Source organism: Solwaraspora sp. WMMD937 (genome assembly GCF_029581175.1).
In the GTDB taxonomy this organism is placed as follows: Bacteria; Actinomycetota; Actinomycetes; order Mycobacteriales; family Micromonosporaceae; genus Micromonospora_E.
This window is the reverse complement of the sequence record NZ_CP120738.1, coordinates 1,003,932-1,022,288: the sequence shown is the minus strand read 5'-3', so window position 1 is coordinate 1,022,288 and position 18,357 is coordinate 1,003,932. Positions and strand designations below refer to the sequence as shown.

At 71.4% G+C, this 18,357-nt stretch carries 17 protein-coding genes; 12 read left to right on the top strand and 5 right to left on the bottom strand.

Translation table 11 applies throughout. From position 1 onward, the window contains the following. Positions 1-327 precede the first annotated feature (327 nt). From O7621_RS04535 to O7621_RS04480, 12 genes are all read left to right on the top strand, one after another. Positions 328-1,665, top strand: coding sequence for an efflux RND transporter periplasmic adaptor subunit (locus O7621_RS04535; protein ID WP_282232869.1), 1,338 nt, complete (start codon positions 328-330; stop codon positions 1,663-1,665). 80 nt (positions 1,666-1,745) lie between these two features. Next, on the top strand, positions 1,746-2,972 hold the full coding sequence (locus O7621_RS04530; RefSeq protein WP_282232868.1) for a biotin/lipoyl-binding protein: 1,227 nt from the start codon (positions 1,746-1,748) through the stop codon (positions 2,970-2,972). Continuing rightward, entirely contained in the window at positions 2,969-3,712 is a 744-nt protein-coding gene (locus O7621_RS04525) for an ABC transporter ATP-binding protein (protein WP_282232867.1), read from the top strand. Before O7621_RS04530 ends, O7621_RS04525 begins: the two co-directional genes overlap by 4 nt. Beyond that, positions 3,700-4,911, top strand: a complete 1,212-nt coding sequence (locus O7621_RS04520) for an ABC transporter permease (protein ID WP_282232866.1) — start codon at positions 3,700-3,702, stop codon at positions 4,909-4,911. Before O7621_RS04525 ends, O7621_RS04520 begins: the two co-directional genes overlap by 13 nt. 32 nt (positions 4,912-4,943) lie before the next feature. Next, on the top strand, positions 4,944-5,420 hold the full coding sequence (locus O7621_RS04515) for a hypothetical protein (protein ID WP_282232865.1): 477 nt from the start codon (positions 4,944-4,946) through the stop codon (positions 5,418-5,420). A gap of 106 nt (positions 5,421-5,526) precedes the next feature. After that, complete coding sequence (locus O7621_RS04510) at positions 5,527-7,716, top strand: molybdopterin oxidoreductase family protein (RefSeq protein ID WP_282232864.1); 2,190 nt, start codon at positions 5,527-5,529, stop codon at positions 7,714-7,716. A gap of 14 nt (positions 7,717-7,730) precedes the next feature. Beyond that, positions 7,731-8,078, top strand: coding sequence for a molybdopterin oxidoreductase (locus tag O7621_RS04505; RefSeq protein WP_282232863.1), 348 nt, complete (start codon positions 7,731-7,733; stop codon positions 8,076-8,078). Between the two features lies 1 nt (position 8,079). Beyond that, on the top strand, positions 8,080-10,566 hold the full coding sequence (gene nirB, locus O7621_RS04500; protein WP_282232862.1) for a nitrite reductase large subunit NirB: 2,487 nt from the start codon (positions 8,080-8,082) through the stop codon (positions 10,564-10,566). Beyond that, entirely contained in the window at positions 10,563-10,997 is a 435-nt protein-coding gene (locus O7621_RS04495) for a Rieske (2Fe-2S) protein (RefSeq protein ID WP_282232861.1), read from the top strand. The genes nirB and O7621_RS04495 overlap by 4 nt, the downstream gene beginning before the upstream one ends. A gap of 201 nt (positions 10,998-11,198) precedes the next feature. Further along, positions 11,199-12,563, top strand: a complete 1,365-nt coding sequence (locus O7621_RS04490; protein ID WP_282232860.1) for a nitrate/nitrite transporter — start codon at positions 11,199-11,201, stop codon at positions 12,561-12,563. An 11-nt stretch (positions 12,564-12,574) separates the two neighbouring features. Next, positions 12,575-13,819 (top strand): phosphoribosylamine--glycine ligase, encoded by a 1,245-nt coding sequence (gene purD, locus O7621_RS04485; RefSeq protein WP_282232859.1) that lies wholly within the window; start codon positions 12,575-12,577, stop codon positions 13,817-13,819. Positions 13,820-13,883: 64 nt separating this feature from the next. Then, positions 13,884-14,159: a DUF2795 domain-containing protein gene (locus O7621_RS04480; RefSeq protein ID WP_123606462.1), complete on the top strand. Its 276-nt coding sequence runs from the start codon at positions 13,884-13,886 to the stop codon at positions 14,157-14,159. A gap of 31 nt (positions 14,160-14,190) precedes the next feature. On the opposite strand, the gene O7621_RS04475 is transcribed toward O7621_RS04480, so the two are convergent. The 5 genes from O7621_RS04475 to queC form a co-directional block, all read right to left on the bottom strand. Continuing rightward, the gene (locus tag O7621_RS04475) at positions 14,191-15,771 is read right to left on the bottom strand and encodes an AMP-binding protein (protein ID WP_282232858.1); all 1,581 of its coding nucleotides are present in this window, start codon (positions 15,769-15,771) and stop codon (positions 14,191-14,193) included. Positions 15,772-15,865: 94 nt separating this feature from the next. Continuing rightward, entirely contained in the window at positions 15,866-16,318 is a 453-nt protein-coding gene (locus O7621_RS04470) for an SCP2 sterol-binding domain-containing protein (RefSeq protein ID WP_282232857.1), read from the bottom strand. A gap of 130 nt (positions 16,319-16,448) precedes the next feature. Beyond that, the gene (gene queD / locus O7621_RS04465) at positions 16,449-16,805 is read right to left on the bottom strand and encodes a 6-carboxytetrahydropterin synthase QueD (protein WP_282232856.1); all 357 of its coding nucleotides are present in this window, start codon (positions 16,803-16,805) and stop codon (positions 16,449-16,451) included. Next, on the bottom strand, positions 16,805-17,452 hold the full coding sequence (gene queE, locus O7621_RS04460; protein WP_282232855.1) for a 7-carboxy-7-deazaguanine synthase: 648 nt from the start codon (positions 17,450-17,452) through the stop codon (positions 16,805-16,807). The genes queD and queE overlap by 1 nt, the downstream gene beginning before the upstream one ends. After that, complete coding sequence (gene queC / locus O7621_RS04455) at positions 17,449-18,162, bottom strand: 7-cyano-7-deazaguanine synthase QueC (protein WP_282232854.1); 714 nt, start codon at positions 18,160-18,162, stop codon at positions 17,449-17,451. The genes queE and queC overlap by 4 nt, the downstream gene beginning before the upstream one ends. Positions 18,163-18,357: the final 195 nt, after the last annotated feature.

The window sequence follows — 18,357 nt, the reverse complement described above, 5'->3', positions numbered from 1 at the left end:
CAGCTGCCGCGGTTTCGCTGTCCGAGTCCGGGTCGGACGCTCCACAGGCGGCAAGTAGCAGCAGGCAGACGCCTCCGGCAGTGCCCCACATCGAACGACTGAGCGCAACGTGCACGATCATGCCCTCCCCATCAGATGGCCTGCGACGGACGTCGCCGGTGCGGGCGTCAGCAGAGCTGACGAACCTCCGCGTCACGTCAGGGTTTGCTGTGACGGCGCTGGGGATGGCGACCAACGCGGGGAGGGCACCGGCGAACCGTCGGTTCACAGGAAACGCCGAGCTGTCACCGAGCCGGTCCTGAGCCGGTGCCGGAACACTTCCCGGTCATGAGACTCGGCTCCATCAGGGCGCTGGTCAGCCGGCTGCCCGCGAGCCGGTGGCTTGTCGCCGTGGCGGCCGGTGCGACGCTGATCCCGGCGGGTGTCGTCGCCTACGCGGTCGCCGTCCCGACGAGCACCGACGACGCCGTACCCGTAGCCATGACGCAGGTGGACAGAGGGACGGTCACCGTGGCGATCGCCGCGGCCGGCTCGGTCGCACCGGCCGAGGACCGCCAACTCGGCTTCGCGGTTGCCGGCACGGTGACCAGGCTGGACGTACGGCTCGGGCAGGACGTCGCCGCCGGTGACGTGCTCGCCGCCGTCGACGACAGCAACGCGGCGGCAGCTGTCGAACAGGCTGAAGAGGCGCTGACGGCAGCGCGGGAAGCCCTCGCCGAGGCGCAGGCGGACGCCCGCACGGACGGGACGGACACCGACGTGAGCACCGGGTGCACGACGACCGCGCTGGCGGCCTGGACCGCTTCCGACCCCTCCACCAGCCCGACGCCGGAGGCGACTAGGTCGGCCACCCCGGACCCGTCCCCTACTGTCGGCACCACCACCTCGCCGGCACCTTCGCCCACCGCGTCCGTACCGGCGGAATCGCCCACCCCGACCCCACCGGCCACGCCGGCGAACTCGCCGGCCGCGCCCACCGGCGACCCCGGGGACCGGGCCGACGGTTCCGACAGCGGTTGCGGTAGGGCGGCGGACGGGCGCTCCAGCGGAGACCCGGTGCTGCGGGCCCGGCAGCAGGTCACCGCGGCGCAGCTACGACTCGCCGCCGCCGAGGACGATCTCGCCGGTACGGTGATCAGCGCTCCAGTCGACGGCAAGGTGCTCGGTGTCTCCGGCACCGTCGGCAGCACGGTACGAGCCGGTGACACCTTCATCGAACTCGGCGCGGTCGCCCAGATGCAGGTGACCGCGAGTTTTCCCGAGGCCGACGCCGCGCGGTTGTCGGTCGGCCAGCCGGCCGTCGTCACCCTGGCCACCCGGCCGGGCGAGGAGTTCCCCGCCCACCTCGGTCAGGTCGACCCGGTGGGCAGCGTCGACGGCCAGCTGGTGCGCTACGGCGTGATCGTCGACTTCGACGACGTCCCGGCCGGCCTGCTGGTCGGTCAGAGCGCCGGGGTACGGGTCGTCGTTGACGAGGTGACCGACGTGGTACGAGTCCCGGTCACCGCGGTGAGCCGCAGCAGCGTCGGCGGCGAGGACATCGTCGTCGTGCGGGACGGATCCGGCGTTGAGCAGCAGCGGGTGGTGACCGTCGGCGTCCGTGGCGACCAGTACGTCGAGGTCATCGACGGCCTGGCGGTCGGCGACGAAGTGGTGGATGGGTGATGCGATCCGCCGGTCGGCTCTCAGCCGCCACCGAGCCCGCTCCGAGTCCGCGTCGAGGAAGTCACCAGAAGCTGTCCGCCATGCCTGTGCGTCGCCTCGCCGGCCTTCGCCGGCCGTTGATCCTCAATGCGATTCTTGTCCTGGCCGTACTCGGCCTGCTCGGCTGGACGTACCACACAGTGGTCGGGCCGGACAACACCGCTGTCGCCGCCGGCTCGGCGGCAACCGCGACCGTCGTCGTCGAGCAGGCCACGGTCACGGCGACGGTCACCGCCTCCGGTTCGGTACGCAGTGCGAAGACGGCGGTCGCTGACTTCGTCACCGGCGGCACGGTCACGGAGATCCTGGTGTCCGTCGGGCAGCAGGTCGACGAGGGCGCGGTCCTCGCCCGGGTCGACGACACGGTGGCCCAGCGGGAACTGGACGCCGCGCGGGCCAACCTCGACGCCGCGCAGGACGCCCTCGACACCGCCGAGGTCGCTGGCGTGTCGACGGCTGACGCCGTCGCCGCGGTGACCGAGGCGGAACTCGCGGTCGACGAGGCGCAGGCGGCCGTCGACGGCACGACGTTGACAGCCCCGGTGGCCGGTACGGTCGTCGCGGTCAACGGCAGCGTCGGCGCGTCGACCGGAGGCGGCACCGGGTCGTCGTCGGCGGGTGGCGGCACCGGGTCGTCGTCGGCGGGTGGCGGCACCGGGTCGTCCTCGTCGTCGGGTGCCAGTGGGTTCGTGGATCTGGCCGACCTGACCCAGTTGGAGGTGACCGCCTCGGTGTCGGAAACCGATGCGACGCGGCTCGAGACCGGTCAGCCGGCGACCGTACGGTGGAACGCGCTGCCGGACACCGAGGCCACCGCGAGCATCGGGGTCATCGACCCGAACGCGGCCACCACCAACGGCGTGGTGAGCTATCCGATCACCCTCGACCTGGACTCGCTGCCCGAAGGCGTCCGGCCTGGACAGACCGTGGAAGTGACGGTGGTTGTCGGCGAGGCGGTGGACGTGCTGACCGTCAGCCCGGCCGCGCTGACCGGCACCGGCACCCGGCAGTCGGTCACCGTGCTGGTCGACGGCGCACAGGTCAGCCGTACCGTCGAGGTCGGCCTGCAGGGCGACGACGCGGTGGAGATCATCTCCGGGCTGGCCGTCGGCGAACAGGTGGTGGTCGTCATCCCCACCGAGTCGGAGAGCGGGTCCGGCGGCTTCCCCGGTGGCGGCGGGTTGACCGGCGGTGGCGGCTTCCCCGGCGGGGGCGGACCGGGTGCCGGTGGCTTCTCCGGTGGCGGCAGGCCGGGGGGTGGCCGGTGAGCCCGGTTCTGGACGTACGGGACGTGACCAAGGTGTACGGCGTCGGTGAGTCGGCGGTCGCCGCTCTGCGGGGCGTGTCGCTGCAGGTCGACCGGGGTGAGTTCATCGCCGTGATGGGCTCGTCCGGCTCCGGCAAGTCGACGCTGATGAACATCCTCGGCTGTCTGGACGTGCCCAGCACCGGCCGCTACCTGATCGACGGGGTGGACGTCAGCCAACTCACCGAGCGGCAGCTGGCCATGGTCCGTAACCGCCGGATCGGCTTCGTCTTCCAGTCGTTCAACCTGATCCCGCGGACCACCGCCGTGGCGAACGTCGAGCTGCCGCTGGCGTACGCCGGGGTCCGTCCGACCGTGCGACGCCGGCGGGCGCTGGCCGCGCTCGACCTGGTCGGGCTGGCCGGACGGGCTGGGCATCTGCCGAACCAGCTCTCCGGCGGCCAGCAGCAGCGGGTCGCGGTCGCCCGCGCGTTGGTGACCGAACCGGCGCTGGTGCTGGCGGACGAACCGACCGGAAACCTGGACAGCGCGTCCACCGAGGAGGTGCTGACCATCTTCGACCAGCTCAACGCCGACGGCCGCACCATCATGCTGATCACCCATGAACCGGAGGTCGCTGACCGGACCCGCCGGCTGCTACGGGTCCGCGACGGGCGGATCGTCTCCGACGACCGACGCCACGGTGCCGGTCAGCCGGGTGCGGGCAGACCGTACCGGGAGGTCGCCCAGTGGGGCCCGTAGAGATTGTCCGCTCCGGGCTGCGCGGCATCGGCGCGAACAAGCTGCGTTCGGCGTTGACCACACTCGGCATCCTGATCGGCGTGGCCGCGGTGATCCTGCTCGTCGCCGTGGGCAACGGGTCGGCGCAGACGGTCAACGAGCGGATCGAGGCGCTCGGCACCAACACGATCACCGTGTCGGCGTCCAGCGGTGGCGGCGCCGGGCTGACCGTCGCGGTCGCCGAGGCGCTGCACGATCCGGTGCTCGCCCCGGACGTCCGTTCGGTGTCGCCGGTGGTCAGCACCTCGGCGACCCTCACCTACGGCGACGCCGACCACTCCGTCGGGCAGTTCGTCGGCAGCTACCCGAGCTACCTGGCGGCGTCGAACACGCCGGTCGGCGAGGGGGTCACCTTCACCGAGGCCGATGTCGCGCAGGGCCGCCGGGTGGCGCTCGTCGGGCAGACCGTGGTCGACGAGCTATTCGCCGGAGCGGATCCGCTGGGCAGTCAGATGATGGTCGACGGCACCCTGTTCACCGTGGTCGGCGTGCTCGCCGAGAAGACCTCCACCGGCGGTCTGCAGGACGCCAACGACCTGGTGGTGGCGCCGTTGACCGCGGTGCGCCAGACATTGACCGGGTACGGGTCGATCAACTCGGTGCTGGTGGAGGCGGCTGGGCCGGACCGGGTCGACGCCGCGCAGGCACAGGTCAGCGCGATCCTGGACCGCAAGCTGGCCACGGACGGCGCTGCCGGCTCCGGCGGCGTCTCCGGCGGTTCCTCGTACCGGATTCAGAACGCGGCACAGCTGCTGGAGACGCAGGCGTCGACGGCGGAGACGTTCACTGTGCTGCTCGGCGCGGTCGCGGCGATCAGCCTGCTGGTCGGCGGGATCGGCATCACCAACATCATGCTGGTGACGGTGACCGAACGGACCCGCGAGATCGGTGTCCGCAAGGCGCTCGGCGCCCCACCCGGCACCATCATGGCCCAGTTTCTTGTCGAGGCGACGCTGCTCAGCGCGATCGGCGGCGGGGCGGGGGTCGCGGTCGCGGTGATCGGCAGCCGGTTCACCATCGTCGGGGTGGAGCCGGTGATCGTGCCGAGTTCGGTGCTGCTGGCGCTGGGCGTGTCGGTGGCGATCGGCCTCTTCTTCGGCAGCGTCCCGGCCCGCCGGGCGGCGAATCTGCGACCCATCGACGCCCTGCGGTACGAGTAGGTGACCGACTGATGACAACGGGTGGAGATGACGTGCGCGACGACGACACCGAATGGCTGGCCGCGGCGACGCCTCGGCCGTGGACGAACCGGCTCACTCCGTGGCTGGTTGCCGTGCTGCTGTTGGTCGCCGGGTTCGCCGTCGGCGTGGCGGTGCCGTCCAACGACGACACTGGCGCGGGTGCCGGGCCCGGACTGCGCGGATCCGGCGCCGGGCAGTTTCAGCCGGGGGCGGGGCAGTTGCAGCGGGGCGGCGCGGCCGACGCGACGGGTGCGGAAGGGGGCGGCCCGCAACCGGCAGCGGTCGGCACGGTCAAGCTGGTCGACGGCGACACGGTGTACGTGGAGACCGAGGCCGGGGAGGTGGTGATTGTGCGCACCGATGGCGGGACGGCCGTTCGGGTGCCTGGTGACCTCGACGGGTTGGCCGTCGGCGTGCCGGTGTCGGTGGCCGGCGAAACCGCGACGGACGGCACCGTCAGCGCCGAGTCGATCGTCGCCGGTGACTGACAGCTGACGCTGATCACATCCAGATCGACAAGATCAACAGTAGTTGGCAACATTGATGTGACGTCGGCAACACGATAGCGCAACGTCGATTTCCCACTCTTGGGCAATGGGCGACCACGGCAGTCCCGACCTGGTCGGGAACGTGCCGACCCACTGCCCGTACTGCTCGCTGCAGTGCGGCGTACGGATGCGGCCGGCGCCGCCCCGACCGCCCGTCATCGAGCCGGCGGACTTCCCCACCAACCGGGGCGGCCTGTGCGCCAAGGGCTGGAGCGCGCCGGAACTGCTCGACCACCCCGACCGGCTGCTCACCCCGCTGGTGCGCGCCGACCCGGCCGACCGGCGCAGCCCGCTGCGCCCGGCCAGTTGGGACGAGGCCCTCGACCGGATCACCGCCGCTGTACAGACCAGCCAGCACCGGTACGGCGCGGCCAGCGTCGGCCTGTTCGGCGGCGGCGGGCTGACCAACGAGAAGGCGTACCAGCTCGGCAAGTTCGCCCGGGTCGGGCTGCGCACCCCGCACATCGACTACAACGGCCGGTTCTGCATGTCGTCGGCGGCCACCGCCGGCAACCGGGCCTTCGGCATCGACCGGGGCCTGCCGTTTCCGCTGGCCGACATCGCCGACGCCCGCGCGGTGCTGGTCGTCGGCGGCAACCCGGCCGACACCATGCCGCCGGCGATGCAGTACTTCGACGCCGGCCGGGCCGCCGGCGCGGTCCACATCGTCGCCGACCCGCGCCGCTCGGCGACCGCCCGGGGCGCCGGCATCCACCTGCCGGTGGCGCCCGGCACCGACCTGGCCCTGGCCAACGGGCTGCTGCACATCGCCATCCGGGCCGGCCACGTCGACCAGGCGTACGTGCGGGACCGCACCACCGGGTTCGACGCGGTCCGCACCGCCGTCGCCGGCTACTGGCCGGATCGGGTGGAGCGGATCACCGGTGTGTCCGAGGAGTTGCTGCAGCGTACGGTGCACGCGCTGGCCACCGCGCCGACCGCGATGATCCTCACCGCCCGCGGTGCAGAGCAGCACAGCAGCGGTACCGACACCGCCCAGGCGTACATCAACCTCGCCCTCGCCCTCGGCCTGCCCGGCCGGCCCGGCAGCGGCTACGGCACCATCACCGGGCAGGGCAACGGCCAGGGCGGCCGGGAACACGGCCAGAAGGCCGACCAGCTGCCCGGCTACCGGCGCCTCGACGACCCGGCCGCCCGCGCCCACGTCGCCGCCGTGTGGGGCGTCGACCCGGCCGACCTGCCCGGCCCGGGGGTCTCCGCCACCGAGATGATCGACCGGATCGGTACCCCCGGCGGGGTGCGCACCATGCTGGTGTTCGCCTCGAACATCCTGGTCTCCGCGCCCGACCGGGACCGGGTCGCCGACCGGCTGGCCGCGCTGGACTTCCTCGCGGTGTCGGACATCTTCCGGTCCGAGACGGCCGCCGTCGCCGACGTGGTGCTGCCCACCGCCCAGTGGGCGGAGGAGGAGGGCACCATGACCAACCTGGAGGGTCGGGTGCTGCGCCGCCGCCGGGTGCTGCCACCACCGGACGGGGTACGCGACGACCTGAGCGTGCTGGCCGCGCTCGCCGACCGGCTCGGCCGGGGCAAACACTTCTCCACCGACCCGCAGACCGTCTACGACGAGCTGCGCCGGGCCAGCGCCGGCGGGATCGCCGACTACGCCGGCATCAGCTACCAGCGGATCGAGGCCGAGGACGGGGTGTTCTGGCCGTGCCCGGCCGACGGCCATCCGGGTACGCCGCGACTGTTCACCGAACGGTTCGCCACCGCCGACGGGCGGGCCCGGTTCATCCGCGTGGAGCACCGTGACCCGGCCGAACTGCCCGACCGCAGCTACCCGTACCTGCTCACCACCGGCCGGATCATGGGCCAGTACCAGAGCGGCAACCAGACCCGCCGCTCGCCGTCGCTGGCCAGCACCGCCAGCGATCCGAAGGCCGAGATCCACCCCGACCTGGCCCGCCGGCTCGGCATCGGCACCGCCGACCTGGTCGAGTTGACCACCCGGCGGGGTCGGGCGGTGTTCCGGGCGTACCTGACCGAGCACATCCGGCCGGACACCGTCTTCGTGCCGTTCCACTGGGGCGGCACGGCCAGCGCCAACGCCCTGACCGATCCGACGTTGGACCGGTATTCCCGGATGCCGGCGTTCAAGGTCTGCGCGGTGGCGGTCCGCCGCCTCGCCGGACCCGACGGAGCCGGCCGGGCCACCGCCGGCCCGGACGAAGCCGGCCGGAGCAGCGCCGCCCCGGACGATCCCGCCATGTGACGAAGGGACCCATGATGCAGTCGACCCCACGTTTCCTGCAAGGAGTGTTCGCGTTCGACGGCAAAGGGTTGGACACGCCGCTGCCGCTGGACGGCACCCTGCGCTACACGGTGCCGGACGGGCAGGTCGCGCAGACCGTCTACTTCCGGGGCGGCAACAGCTGCGGTGAGCTGGTCTACGTCCTGCTGCTGCGCGACGGCGACCCGATGCGCTACTTCCCGATCGGTGCCCGCGACGCGGTGCACGTGCCGTTGCGGGTGGTCGAGGACCTGGTCGCCGGCACCGTGGTGGAGCTGCAACTCGCCGCGCCGGCCGGCGTCACCGGCACCGTCGTGCTCGATCTCGGTCTGGTGGAGGTGTGAGGTGACGCAGCGACGACCGCGGCTGGTGGTGGTCGGCAACGGCATGGCCGGTGCCCGTACCGTCGAGGAGATCATCGACCGGGTCGGCCCGGACCGGTACGACATCACCATGTTCGGCGCCGAACCGTACGGCAACTACAACCGGATCCTGCTGTCCAACGTGCTCTCCGGCGCCGAGGAAGAGGACGGCATCTTCCTCAACAGCCTGCCCTGGTACCAGGAGAACGGCATCGCCCTGCGGGCCGGGGTGGAGGTGACCCGGATCGACCGGTTCGCCAAGGTCGTCCACGCCGTCGACGGCACCCTTACTCCGTACGACAAGTTGGTCATCGCCACCGGCAGCGTGCCGTTCGTGCCGCCGATCGACGGCGCCCACCACCCACGACGCGGCTTCCACCAGGGCGTATTCACCTTCCGCACGCTCGACGACACCCGGGCGATGATCCGCTACGCCCGCGACCACGAGCGGGCGGTGGTGATCGGCGGCGGCCTGCTCGGCCTGGAAGCCGCCCGCGGCCTGCAGCAGTACGGCGTGTCGGTGACCCTGCTGCACGCCGCCGGGCACCTGATGAACGCCCAGCTCGACGCAACCGGCGGGGACATCCTGCGGCGCAGCGTCGAACGGCTCGGCATCGACGTGGTCACCAAAGCCCGCACCGAACGGATCCTCGGCCGCGACGCCGTCGAAGGGGTCCGGCTCGCCGACGGGCGCACGTTCGCCGCCGACATGGTGGTGATCGCTGCGGGGATCCGGCCCAACACCACCCTCGCGCAGGTCAGCGGCCTGCCGGTGGAGCGGGGAATCGTCGTCGACGACCAGCTGCGGGTGCTCGACGAGCCGGACATCTACGCGGTCGGTGAGTGCGTGCAGCACCGAGGGCAGACGTACGGCCTGGTCGCGCCGCTGTGGGACCAGGCGAAGGTGCTCGCCGGCCAGCTCACCGGCACCGACCCGACGGCGGCGTACCACGGCTCGCGGACCGCGACCAAGCTGAAGGTCGCCGGGGTCGACGTGGCCGCCATGGGGGTGACCGCGCCGGAACGCGACGACGACGAGTTCGTGGTCTTCGCCGAACCCCGGCGCGGCGTCTACAAGAGCGTGGTGGTCCGCGACGACCGGCTGATCGGTGCCACCCTGGTCGGCGACGTCGGCAAGGTCGGCTTCCTGATGCAGGCGTTCGACCGGGGTTCGCCGCTACCGGAGGAGCGGGTCCGGCTGCTGTTCGACCTCGGCGGGCCGCCGGCCGAGGTGTCCGCCGCCGAACTCGACGACGACGCCCAGGTGTGCAACTGCAACGGGGTCAGCAAGGGCACGCTGGTCGCCACCGTCGCCGGCGGGGTCCGCACGGTGACCGGGGTGATGGACGCCACCCGGGCCGGCAAGGGCTGCGGCTCGTGCAAGAGCCTGGTTGGCCAGATCGTCGAGTGGGCGGCCGGCGGCGAGGTCGCGGAGGACCCGGCCGCCAACTGGTACGTGCCCGGGGTGCCGATGGACAAGCCGACCCTGATGGCCGAGATCCGCGCCCGCGGGCTGCGCAGCGTGTCGGCCGTCTTCGACGCGCTCGCCGACGGCCGCGAGGACGCCAGGAGCAAGATGGGGCTGGTGTCGCTGCTGCGGATGATGTGGGGCGACGAGTACGTCGACGAGCGCGGCGCCCGGTTCATCAACGACCGGGTGCATGCCAACATCCAACGCGACGGCACCTTCTCGGTGGTGCCGCAGATGAAAGGCGGCTGCACCACTCCGGCCCAGCTGCGTCGGATCGCCGATGTGGCGGAGAAGCACCAGGTGCCGTTGGTCAAGCTGACCGGTGGGCAGCGCATCGACCTGCTCGGCATCCGCAAGGAGGACCTGCCGCAGGTGTGGGCCGACCTGGACATGCCGTCCGGGTACGCGTACGGCAAGAGTTTCCGGACCGTGAAGACCTGCGTGGGCAGCGAATTCTGCCGGTTCGGCCTGGGTGACTCGACCGCGCTCGGCATCGCGATCGAGGAACGGTTCCAGGGGCTGGAGGCGCCGGGCAAGCTCAAGCTGGCGGTCACCGGGTGCCCGCGCAACTGCGCCGAGGCGTACGTCAAGGACCTCGGGGTGGTCGCGATCGAGGGCGGCCGTTGGGAGATCTACGTCGGCGGCGCGGCCGGTGCCCATGTCCGCAAGGGCGACCTGCTGGCCACCGTCGACACGCCGGCTGAGGTGATGACGCTGACCGGCCGGTTCCTGCAGTACTACCGGGAGAACGCGAACTGGCTGGAACGCACTTACGCGTTCGTGCCCCGGGTCGGCGTCGACCGGCTGCGGGAGCTGATCGTCGACGACGTCGACGGGCTCGGCCCCGGACTCGACGAACGGATGGCGGCGGCGGTGGCCGGCTACCGGGATCCGTGGCGGGAACGGGACGCCCCGGCGACCCCGGGCCAGTTCCGGACCGCGTTGCCGCTGGTGCCGCTGCCGGCGGTACCGGTCCGCGCCGAGAGCAGCCGGTCGTGACCGCAGCGAACGGCGGCCGGCCGACCGACGGTGAGCCAGCCGTGACCGCCGTCGACGACGGCCGGCTGGTCGAGCACCGGATCGGACCCGGCGACGACATCCCACCCGGCGAGGGCCGGGCCTACCCGGTCGCAGGTGACCTGGTGGCGGTGTTCCGGCTGACGTCGGGGCAGTTGCGGGCGGTGTCGGCGGTCTGCCCGCACGCCGGCGGTCCGCTCGCCGACGGGCTGATCGACGCCGAGGTGGTTGTCTGCCCGCTGCACCAGCACGTCTTCGAGTTGGCGACCGGATGCTCGCGCACCGGGCAGCCGGCACTGCGCAGCTATCCGGTCCGGCAGGACCCAGCCGGCACGGTGTGGGTCTCGGTGCCGGCGACACGGGTCTCGGCACCGCCCGCCGGTGGCGGCGGCGAAGACGGCGACGCCCGGTAGATCTCACAACGTCGGGGCCGGACCGGTGCGAACCACGACCACGCCCCGACATCACCGTCTTCCACGCCAGGAAACATTCGGTTCATAACCTGATTCCCCAATGCCACCCCGGCCGATGCCGATCATCGCCGATCCGCAAACGTCGCTCGGCAGCATCTCGATCGCCACCCTACGGCACCCGATGGCTAAGGAGCCAACCTGATGGCCAACGAGACAGTCAACGCGGAGACCATCGAGACCCGCCCCCCGGAGAACCGGAAACGGTGGATCGCCCATTGGGAGCCGGAGGACCCCACCTTCTGGCGTACGGTGGGCCGGCCGGTGGCCCGGCGCAACCTCATCTTCTCCATCTTCGCCGAACACATCGGCTTCTCGGTGTGGCTGCTCTGGAGCATCGTGGTGGTGCGGCTGAGCAGCGCCGGATGGGACCTCAGCGTCAGCCAGACGCTCTGGCTGACCGCCGTACCGAGCGGTGTCGGGGCGTTCCTGCGGCTGCCCTACACCTTCGCGGTGCCGATCTTCGGCGGCCGCAACTGGACGGTCGTCTCCGCCCTGCTGCTGATCATCCCGTGCGCCGGTCTCGCCTGGGCGGTCAACAATCCGGAAATCGGGTACGGCACCCTTCTGGTGATCGCCGCGACAGCCGGATTCGGCGGCGGAAACTTTGCATCCAGCATGGCCAACATTTCGTTCTTCTACCCGGAACGGGAAAAAGGCTGGGCGCTCGGCCTGAACGCCGCCGGCGGCAACATCGGCGTCGCGGTGGTGCAGTTCCTGGTGCCGAAGGTGATCGTGCTCGGCGGTGGGCTGGCGTTGTCCCGGGCCGGTCTGATGTACATCCCGCTGGCGGTCATCGCGGCGGTCTGCGCCTACCTCTACATGGACAACCTGGCCGAGGCGAAGGCGGACGTCGAACCGGTCTGGTCGTCGCTGCGCCACCCCGACACCTGGATCATGTCGCTGCTCTACATCGGTACGTTCGGCTCGTTCATCGGCTACTCGGCGGCGTTCCCGACCCTGCTGAACGCGGTGTTCGACCGGGCGGACATCGCGCTCGGCTGGGCGTTCCTCGGCGCCGGGATCGGCTCGGTCGCCCGGCCGCTCGGCGGCCGGCTGTCCGACCGGATGGGCGGCGCCCGGGTGACCGCGGCCAGCTTCGTCGTCCTCGCCGCCGGTGCCTACGCGGCCCTGTGGGCGGTGCAGCAGCAGAACCTGGGCGTCTTCTTCGTCAGCTTCATGGTGCTGTTCGTCGCCACCGGCGTCGGCAACGGGTCGACGTACCGGATGATCTCGAAGATCTTCCGGGTGAAGGGTGAGGACCGGGGCGGCTCTGCGGAGACGATGCTGCGGATGCGCCGGGAGGCGGCCGGCGCGCTCGGCATCATCTCGTCGGTCGGCGCATTCGGCGGCTTCCTGGTGCCGATCTGCTATGCCTGGGCCAAGTCGACATACGGCAACATCGAGCCGGCGCTGCGCTTCTACGTCGTGCTGTTCGTGGTGATGCTGGCCGTCACCTGGTTCGCCTATCTGCGGCGGGGTTCCCGGATGGCGCAGGCCGGCGTCTAGGATCGGCCGTTGTGCGCGTACTTCTCATCGGCAGCGGCGGACGCGAGCACGCGCTCGCGTCCAGCCTGGCCGTCGACCCCGCCGTCGACCAGTTGATCGCAGCTCCGGGCAATCCGGGCATCGCGGCGGAGGCCGAGCTGCGCCCGGTCACCGCCACCGACCCGCAGGCGGTCGCCGCCCTCGCCGTCGAGGCGGCGGCCGACCTGGTCGTGGTCGGCCCGGAGGCACCGCTGGTCGCCGGGGTCGCCGACGCGGTACGCGCAAAGGGCATCGCCTGCTTCGGGCCGTCCGGCGCGGCCGCCGTCCTGGAAGGTTCGAAGAGCTTCGCCAAGGACGTGATGGCCGCTGCCGGCGTGCCGACCGCCCGCGCCGTGACCTGCCGGAGCGCCGACGAGGTGGCCGCCGCGCTGGACGCGTTCGGCACCCCGTACGTGGTGAAGAACGACGGGCTGGCCGCCGGCAAGGGGGTGGTGGTGACCGACGACCGGGCCGCCGCCCTCGGCCACGCCGACTCCTGCGGGCAGGTGGTGGTCGAGGAGTACCTGGCCGGGCCGGAGGTGTCGCTGTTCGTCGTCACCGACGGCACAGCGGCGGTGCCGCTGCTGCCGGCCCAGGACTTCAAGCGGGTCGGCGTCGGCGACACCGGCCCCAACACCGGCGGCATGGGTGCGTACGCGCCGCTGCCGTGGGCACCGTCGGACCTGGTCGACCAGGTGATGGCCGAGGTGGTGCACCCGACACTGGCCGAGATGCGCCACCGGGGCACCCCGTTCGCCGGGCTGCTCTACGTCGGGCTGGCGGTCACCGCCGCCGGCCCCCGGGTGATCGAGTTCAACGCCCGGTTCGGCGACCCGGAGACCCAGGTGGTGCTGGCGCTGCTGGAGACCCCGCTGGCCGGCCTGCTGTACGCGGCGGCGACCGGTACGCTCGCCGACCACCCGCCGCTGCGTTGGCGGGACGGGGCAGCGGTGACCGTGGTCCTCGCGTCGGCCGGTTACCCGGCGGCGGCCCGCACCGGCGACGTGATCACCGGTGCCGGGCAGGCCGGGATCAGCCACGCCGGCACCGCCCGCGACGCCACGGGGCGGTTGGTCTCGGCCGGTGGTCGGGTGCTCAGCGCCACCGGCGTCGGTGCCGACCTGGCCGGCGCGCGGGACGCCGCGTACCGGCTGCTGGCCGGGGTCGACCTGCCCGGTGGGCACTTCCGGGCGGACATCGCCCTGGCCGCCGCCGAAGGCCGGATCACCCTGCCCTGACCCGGGTGCCGGATCACCCCGTGCCGGCCGGATAGCGGCCCGCTCGGCGGGTACGCCCCGGCGCATGGGGACGAGCTACCAGGACGTGCTGGACAGCCTGAACGAGCTGGACTTTCCCGCCGACAAGGAACAGATCGTCGCGGAGGCGCGGCGGGTCGGCGCCAGCCCCGGCGTGGTACGCGCGTTGCGCGGCCTGCCGCCGGTCGAGTACGCCAACCGTACGGAGGCGGCCCGCTCGGCGCACATCGACGCCGCGCCGGAGCAGGACCCGGCCCAGCGGGCGGCGCGGGCGCGGTTCCGGGACCATCAGCGGGTGGCGCAGCATCTGCGCCAGCCGTGAGTGCCGGGGTTCACCAAGTCCGGGCCGGGGGTCAGCTGCCCGAGGGCCGGGGCAGGTCCCGGGTGACAACCTTGCCGGCGGCGTTGCGCGGCAGCGCCGACAGGAAGATCACATGCCGGGGGACGGCGAACCGGGCGCGGTAGCGGCGCACGTACTCCCGGACCGCCTCGGCGTCGAGCGTCTCCTCCGGGTGCAGCACCAGGTACGCGGCGAGCCGCTGGCCGTACTCCGCGTCGGGCAGGCCGACCACCGCGGCCTCGCGTACCTGCGGTAGCTGGGCCAGCAGGTCGGCGACGTCGGACGGGAAGACGTTCTCCCCGCCGGAGACGATCATGTCGTCGGCCCGGCCGCCGACGAAGAGCAGCCCGTCGGCGTCGACGTGGCCGAGGTCGCCGGTGCCGAGCAGCCCGTGCCGGCGTTCGGCCGTGCCGTCGTCGCTGGTGGTGTAGCCGTCGAAGAGCAGCTCGTTGCCGACGAAGATCTGCCCGACCTGCCCGGTCGGCACCGGTTCGCCGTTCGGCCCGAGCACCGCCAGCCGGGTGCCGTACGGCGGCCGGCCGGCGGTGTTCGGTGCCCGGCGCAGGTCGGCCGGGGTGGCGATGGCCGCCCAGGAGACCTCGGTCGACCCGTACAGGTTGTAGAGCACGTCGCCGTACCGGTCCATGAACCGGGTGGCGATGCCGCCGCCGAGCGCCGATCCGCTGACCGCGACCACCCGCAGCCCGGTCGGCTGCTGCCGAGACTCCGGTACGTCGTGCAGGAGCCGTTGCAGCATCACCGGCACGGCGAACAACGCGGTGCAGTCGTGCCGGTCGACGGCGGCCAGCGCGGCTACCGGCTCGAATCGTCGGTGCAGCACCACCGTGGCCCGCAGCGCGAACGCGATCTGCAGGGCGGCGTACCCCCAGGTGTGGAAGACCGGCGTCGCGATCATGATCCGGTCGTGGACCCGCAGCGGGATCCGGTCGATGATCGACGCCAGCGGTCCGAACCCGGTCGGGGTCCGTCGCCGGGCGCCCTTCGGGGTGCCGGTGGTGCCGGAGGTGAGCACGATGGTGCGGCCGTCGCGGCGCGGCGGCTCCAGCCGGGTGTCCGTCGGCGCGTCGCGCTGCAGTTGCGCGACCCGGGTCTCGTCGACCCGGATCACTGCGGTGTCGACCTCGACGACCTGTTCGCCGAACTCGCGGTCGTGCAGCAGAACCCGCAGCCGCAGCTCATCGGCGACGGCGGCGAGCTGCGGCCCGGCCAGCCCGGTGTGCAGCAGTACGGTGTCCGCGCCGAGTAGTCCGGCGGCGACCATCGCGGCCACCATGTCGGGGTGGTTGCGGCAGAGCAGGCCGATCCGGTCCCCGGCGGAGACGTCCAGCGCGGTACGCAGCGCGCCCGCCAACCGCTCGGCGCGGTCCAGCAGCTCCCGGTAGGTCAGCTGTCGTCCGCCGTCGTCGATGAGCGCGACCCGGCGCGGATCGCGGGCGGCGGCCTGGCGCAGTTCGCCGACGAGGGTGAACCCCCAGCGACGCAGTGCGGCGAGTTGGGCGACGGTCCGCACCGGCGAGCCGGGGGTGAGCACCCCGCGTCGGGTCAGCGTGGAAATCAGGAACGGCAGGTCCACCGGCACACACCCCCAGCTGCGGGCGTGACCGGTCGGAGGGATGGTCGACCCCGCTGATACAGGACACGTATCAGGCGGGGTTACGGATCGGTGGTCAGCTCTTGGGGATGTCGAACAGGTTGGGGATCTGGGCGGCAAGTCCGAGATCGCCCTTAGCCTTGAGTTTGCCGGTCATGAACATCATCATCGGGTTCGCCGTGCCGGCGACGACCTTGAGGAAGTCGACCGGTCCGAGGGTCAGGCTCAGCCGCGGTTCGCGCTCGGCGGCCGGGGATACCACGCAGGTGCCGTTGTCGACGACGATCTCGTAGGTGTCGGTGCCGCCGTCCGGTCGGCCGGTGATGTTCCAGTGGATCACCGCGCTGGTGGCGCCGGCCTTCTCCGGACGGAACAGCACGGGCATCCGGTTGAACACCTCGTCGAGGACCTTGCCGCGCAGGTCGCCCTGCATCACCTCGGCGATCTTGGAATCCGGGGTGGTCTTGACCAGCTTGCTGAACTCCTTGGCGTCGATGGACGCGAAGTTGGCCGGGTCGAACTCGGTCATCGCATACCCCTCCAGATCGGAACGTCGGGCCTACCTTAGCGTAATGTTACGCGTCGGTAGGTTCGGTCGGTGGGGCCTGACGCGACCCCAGCCGCTGCGGGGGCCCGACCACCCGTAGAGTCGGGCGTGCTCAGTCCTCGCCTCGGTAGACGCAGCCGGAGGTGCAGGTTTCCCGGACCGTAACCGCTGACAACGGCAACTGACCGGCAAGTCGCTGCCAGATCCATCGGGCCAGCACTTCGCTCGTCGGGTTCTCCAGCCCGGCGATCTCGTTGAGATAGTGGTGGTCGAGTTGCTCTCGGACCGGTGCGAACGCCTGCTTGAGGTCACCGAAGTCGATCACCCAACCGGTTCGCGCTCCGACCTGGCCACTGACGTGCACGGTGACCCGGTACGAGTGTCCGTGCAGGCGGGCGCACTTGTGGCCTTCGGGTACGTAAGGCAGCCGGTGTGCGGCCTCGAAGGTGAACTCCCGAAAGATCTCCATCAGGCAATCCCAATGTATTTGTGAGTCTGTAAACTCAGACGCCACTGCGGATTCTCTAGGCAGTACCGCACCGCAGCCGCAGTATTGGCGACTCGATCCGGCCCGTCCATCGGCTGCAGCAGAAAATGGCCGAAGTCGAGGTGCTCGAAGCGAGCCGGGTCGGCCTCCGGCTGGGGAAAGACGAGCTTCAGGTCGTCACCCCGGGTGAGTACCACATTCGCGCCGGCCTTGGGACTGACACAGATCCAGTCGATGCCCGCAGGTGCGGGCAGAGTGCCGTTGGTCTCGACCGCGACCTCGAAGCCTGCTTCGTGCAGGGCGGTCACGGCCGCCTCGTCCAGCTGCAACAAGGGTTCGCCGCCGGTGCACACCACATACCGTCGGCTGCGGGGGTGCGCCCGCCCTCGCCAAGCCTCGGCGACGGCGGTGGCCAGCTCGGCGGCGGACGAGAACCGCCCGCCCCCGGTGCCGTCCGTGCCGACGAAGTCGGTATCGCAGAATTGGCAGATCGCACGATGTCGATCGCGTTCCCGCCCGGTCCAGAGGTTGCAACTAGTGAATCGGCAAAATACTGCGGGGCGACCGGCATGCGTACCCTCGCCCTGAAGCGTGTAAAAAATCTCCTTGACCCGGTACACGCCGATCATCCGTCGCCGGAGATGGCAGGATCGATCATGCCGAGCTCGGCGAAACCGCGTTGACGGAGCAGGCAGGAGTCGCAGCTGCCGCAGGCCCTGTCGTCGATCGGGTCGTAGCAGCTGTGAGTCCAGGCGAAGTCGACCCCCAGCTCCAGGCCCCGCTGGATGATCGCGGCCTTGGTCAGCCGGATCAGCGGGGTGTGGATGCGCAACCGCTGTTGCCCCTCGACGCCGGCCTTGGTGGCAAGATTGGCCATCGCCTCGTACGCAGCGATGTACTCAGGGCGGCAGTCCGGGTAGCCGCTGTAGTCCAGTGCGTTGACCCCGATGAATATGTCCGACGCGTTCAGGGTCTCCGCCCAGGCCAGCGCGAACGATAGGAAGATCGTGTTGCGTGCCGGTACGTAAGTGACCGGGATGGTGTCGTCCATCTCGTCGGGGTTGGTACGGTGCGGTACCGCGAGCGCGTCGTCGGTCAGTGCGGACCCGCCGAAGGCCCGCAGATCGATGTCGGCGACGATGTGTTGGGCCGCGCCGAGCGCCTTCGTCACGCGGGCGGCGGCGTCAAGTTCGACAGTGTGTCGCTGCCCGTACCGAAAACTGAGCGTGTGGGCCCGGTAGCCCTCGTGTATCGCGATCGCGAGCGCCGTCGTGGAGTCGAGGCCGCCGCTGAGCAGCACCACAGCATTCCGCGTCCCTGTCGGCAGGTGCTCCGTCACCTTCCACCCCCGTCCATCGGCACAGGTCTAGCCAGCTGGCAAGCATACCCAGCGTGCCGCCGGAGCCTCGCTCAGGGCCGGCGTTCCGGCCGGGAGCGGAGTCCTCGTATCAGTCCATTCGAGTGGGGTGTTGTTCCGTTGGTGACCAGGGGAATACCCGTTCCTTGCGGGCGGGGAGGAAGCCAAGCGTTGTGG

What these genes read in the sequence shown, in the direction of transcription:
- O7621_RS04535 (WP_282232869.1), top strand. Translation starts at nt 328, where the DNA reads ATGAGACTCGGCTCCATCAGGGCGCTGGTCAGCCGGCTGCCCGCGAGC.
- O7621_RS04490 (WP_282232860.1), top strand. Translation starts at nt 11,199, where the DNA reads ATGGCCAACGAGACAGTCAACGCGGAGACCATCGAGACCCGCCCCCCG.
- queE (WP_282232855.1), bottom strand. Translation starts at nt 17,452, where the DNA reads ATGATCGGCGTGTACCGGGTCAAGGAGATTTTTTACACGCTTCAGGGC.
- queD (WP_282232856.1), bottom strand. Translation starts at nt 16,805, where the DNA reads ATGGAGATCTTTCGGGAGTTCACCTTCGAGGCCGCACACCGGCTGCCT.
- O7621_RS04530 (WP_282232868.1), top strand. Translation starts at nt 1,746, where the DNA reads ATGCCTGTGCGTCGCCTCGCCGGCCTTCGCCGGCCGTTGATCCTCAAT.
- O7621_RS04510 (WP_282232864.1), top strand. Translation starts at nt 5,527, where the DNA reads ATGGGCGACCACGGCAGTCCCGACCTGGTCGGGAACGTGCCGACCCAC.
- O7621_RS04505 (WP_282232863.1), top strand. Translation starts at nt 7,731, where the DNA reads ATGCAGTCGACCCCACGTTTCCTGCAAGGAGTGTTCGCGTTCGACGGC.
- O7621_RS04480 (WP_123606462.1), top strand. Translation starts at nt 13,884, where the DNA reads ATGGGGACGAGCTACCAGGACGTGCTGGACAGCCTGAACGAGCTGGAC.
- O7621_RS04470 (WP_282232857.1), bottom strand. Translation starts at nt 16,318, where the DNA reads ATGACCGAGTTCGACCCGGCCAACTTCGCGTCCATCGACGCCAAGGAG.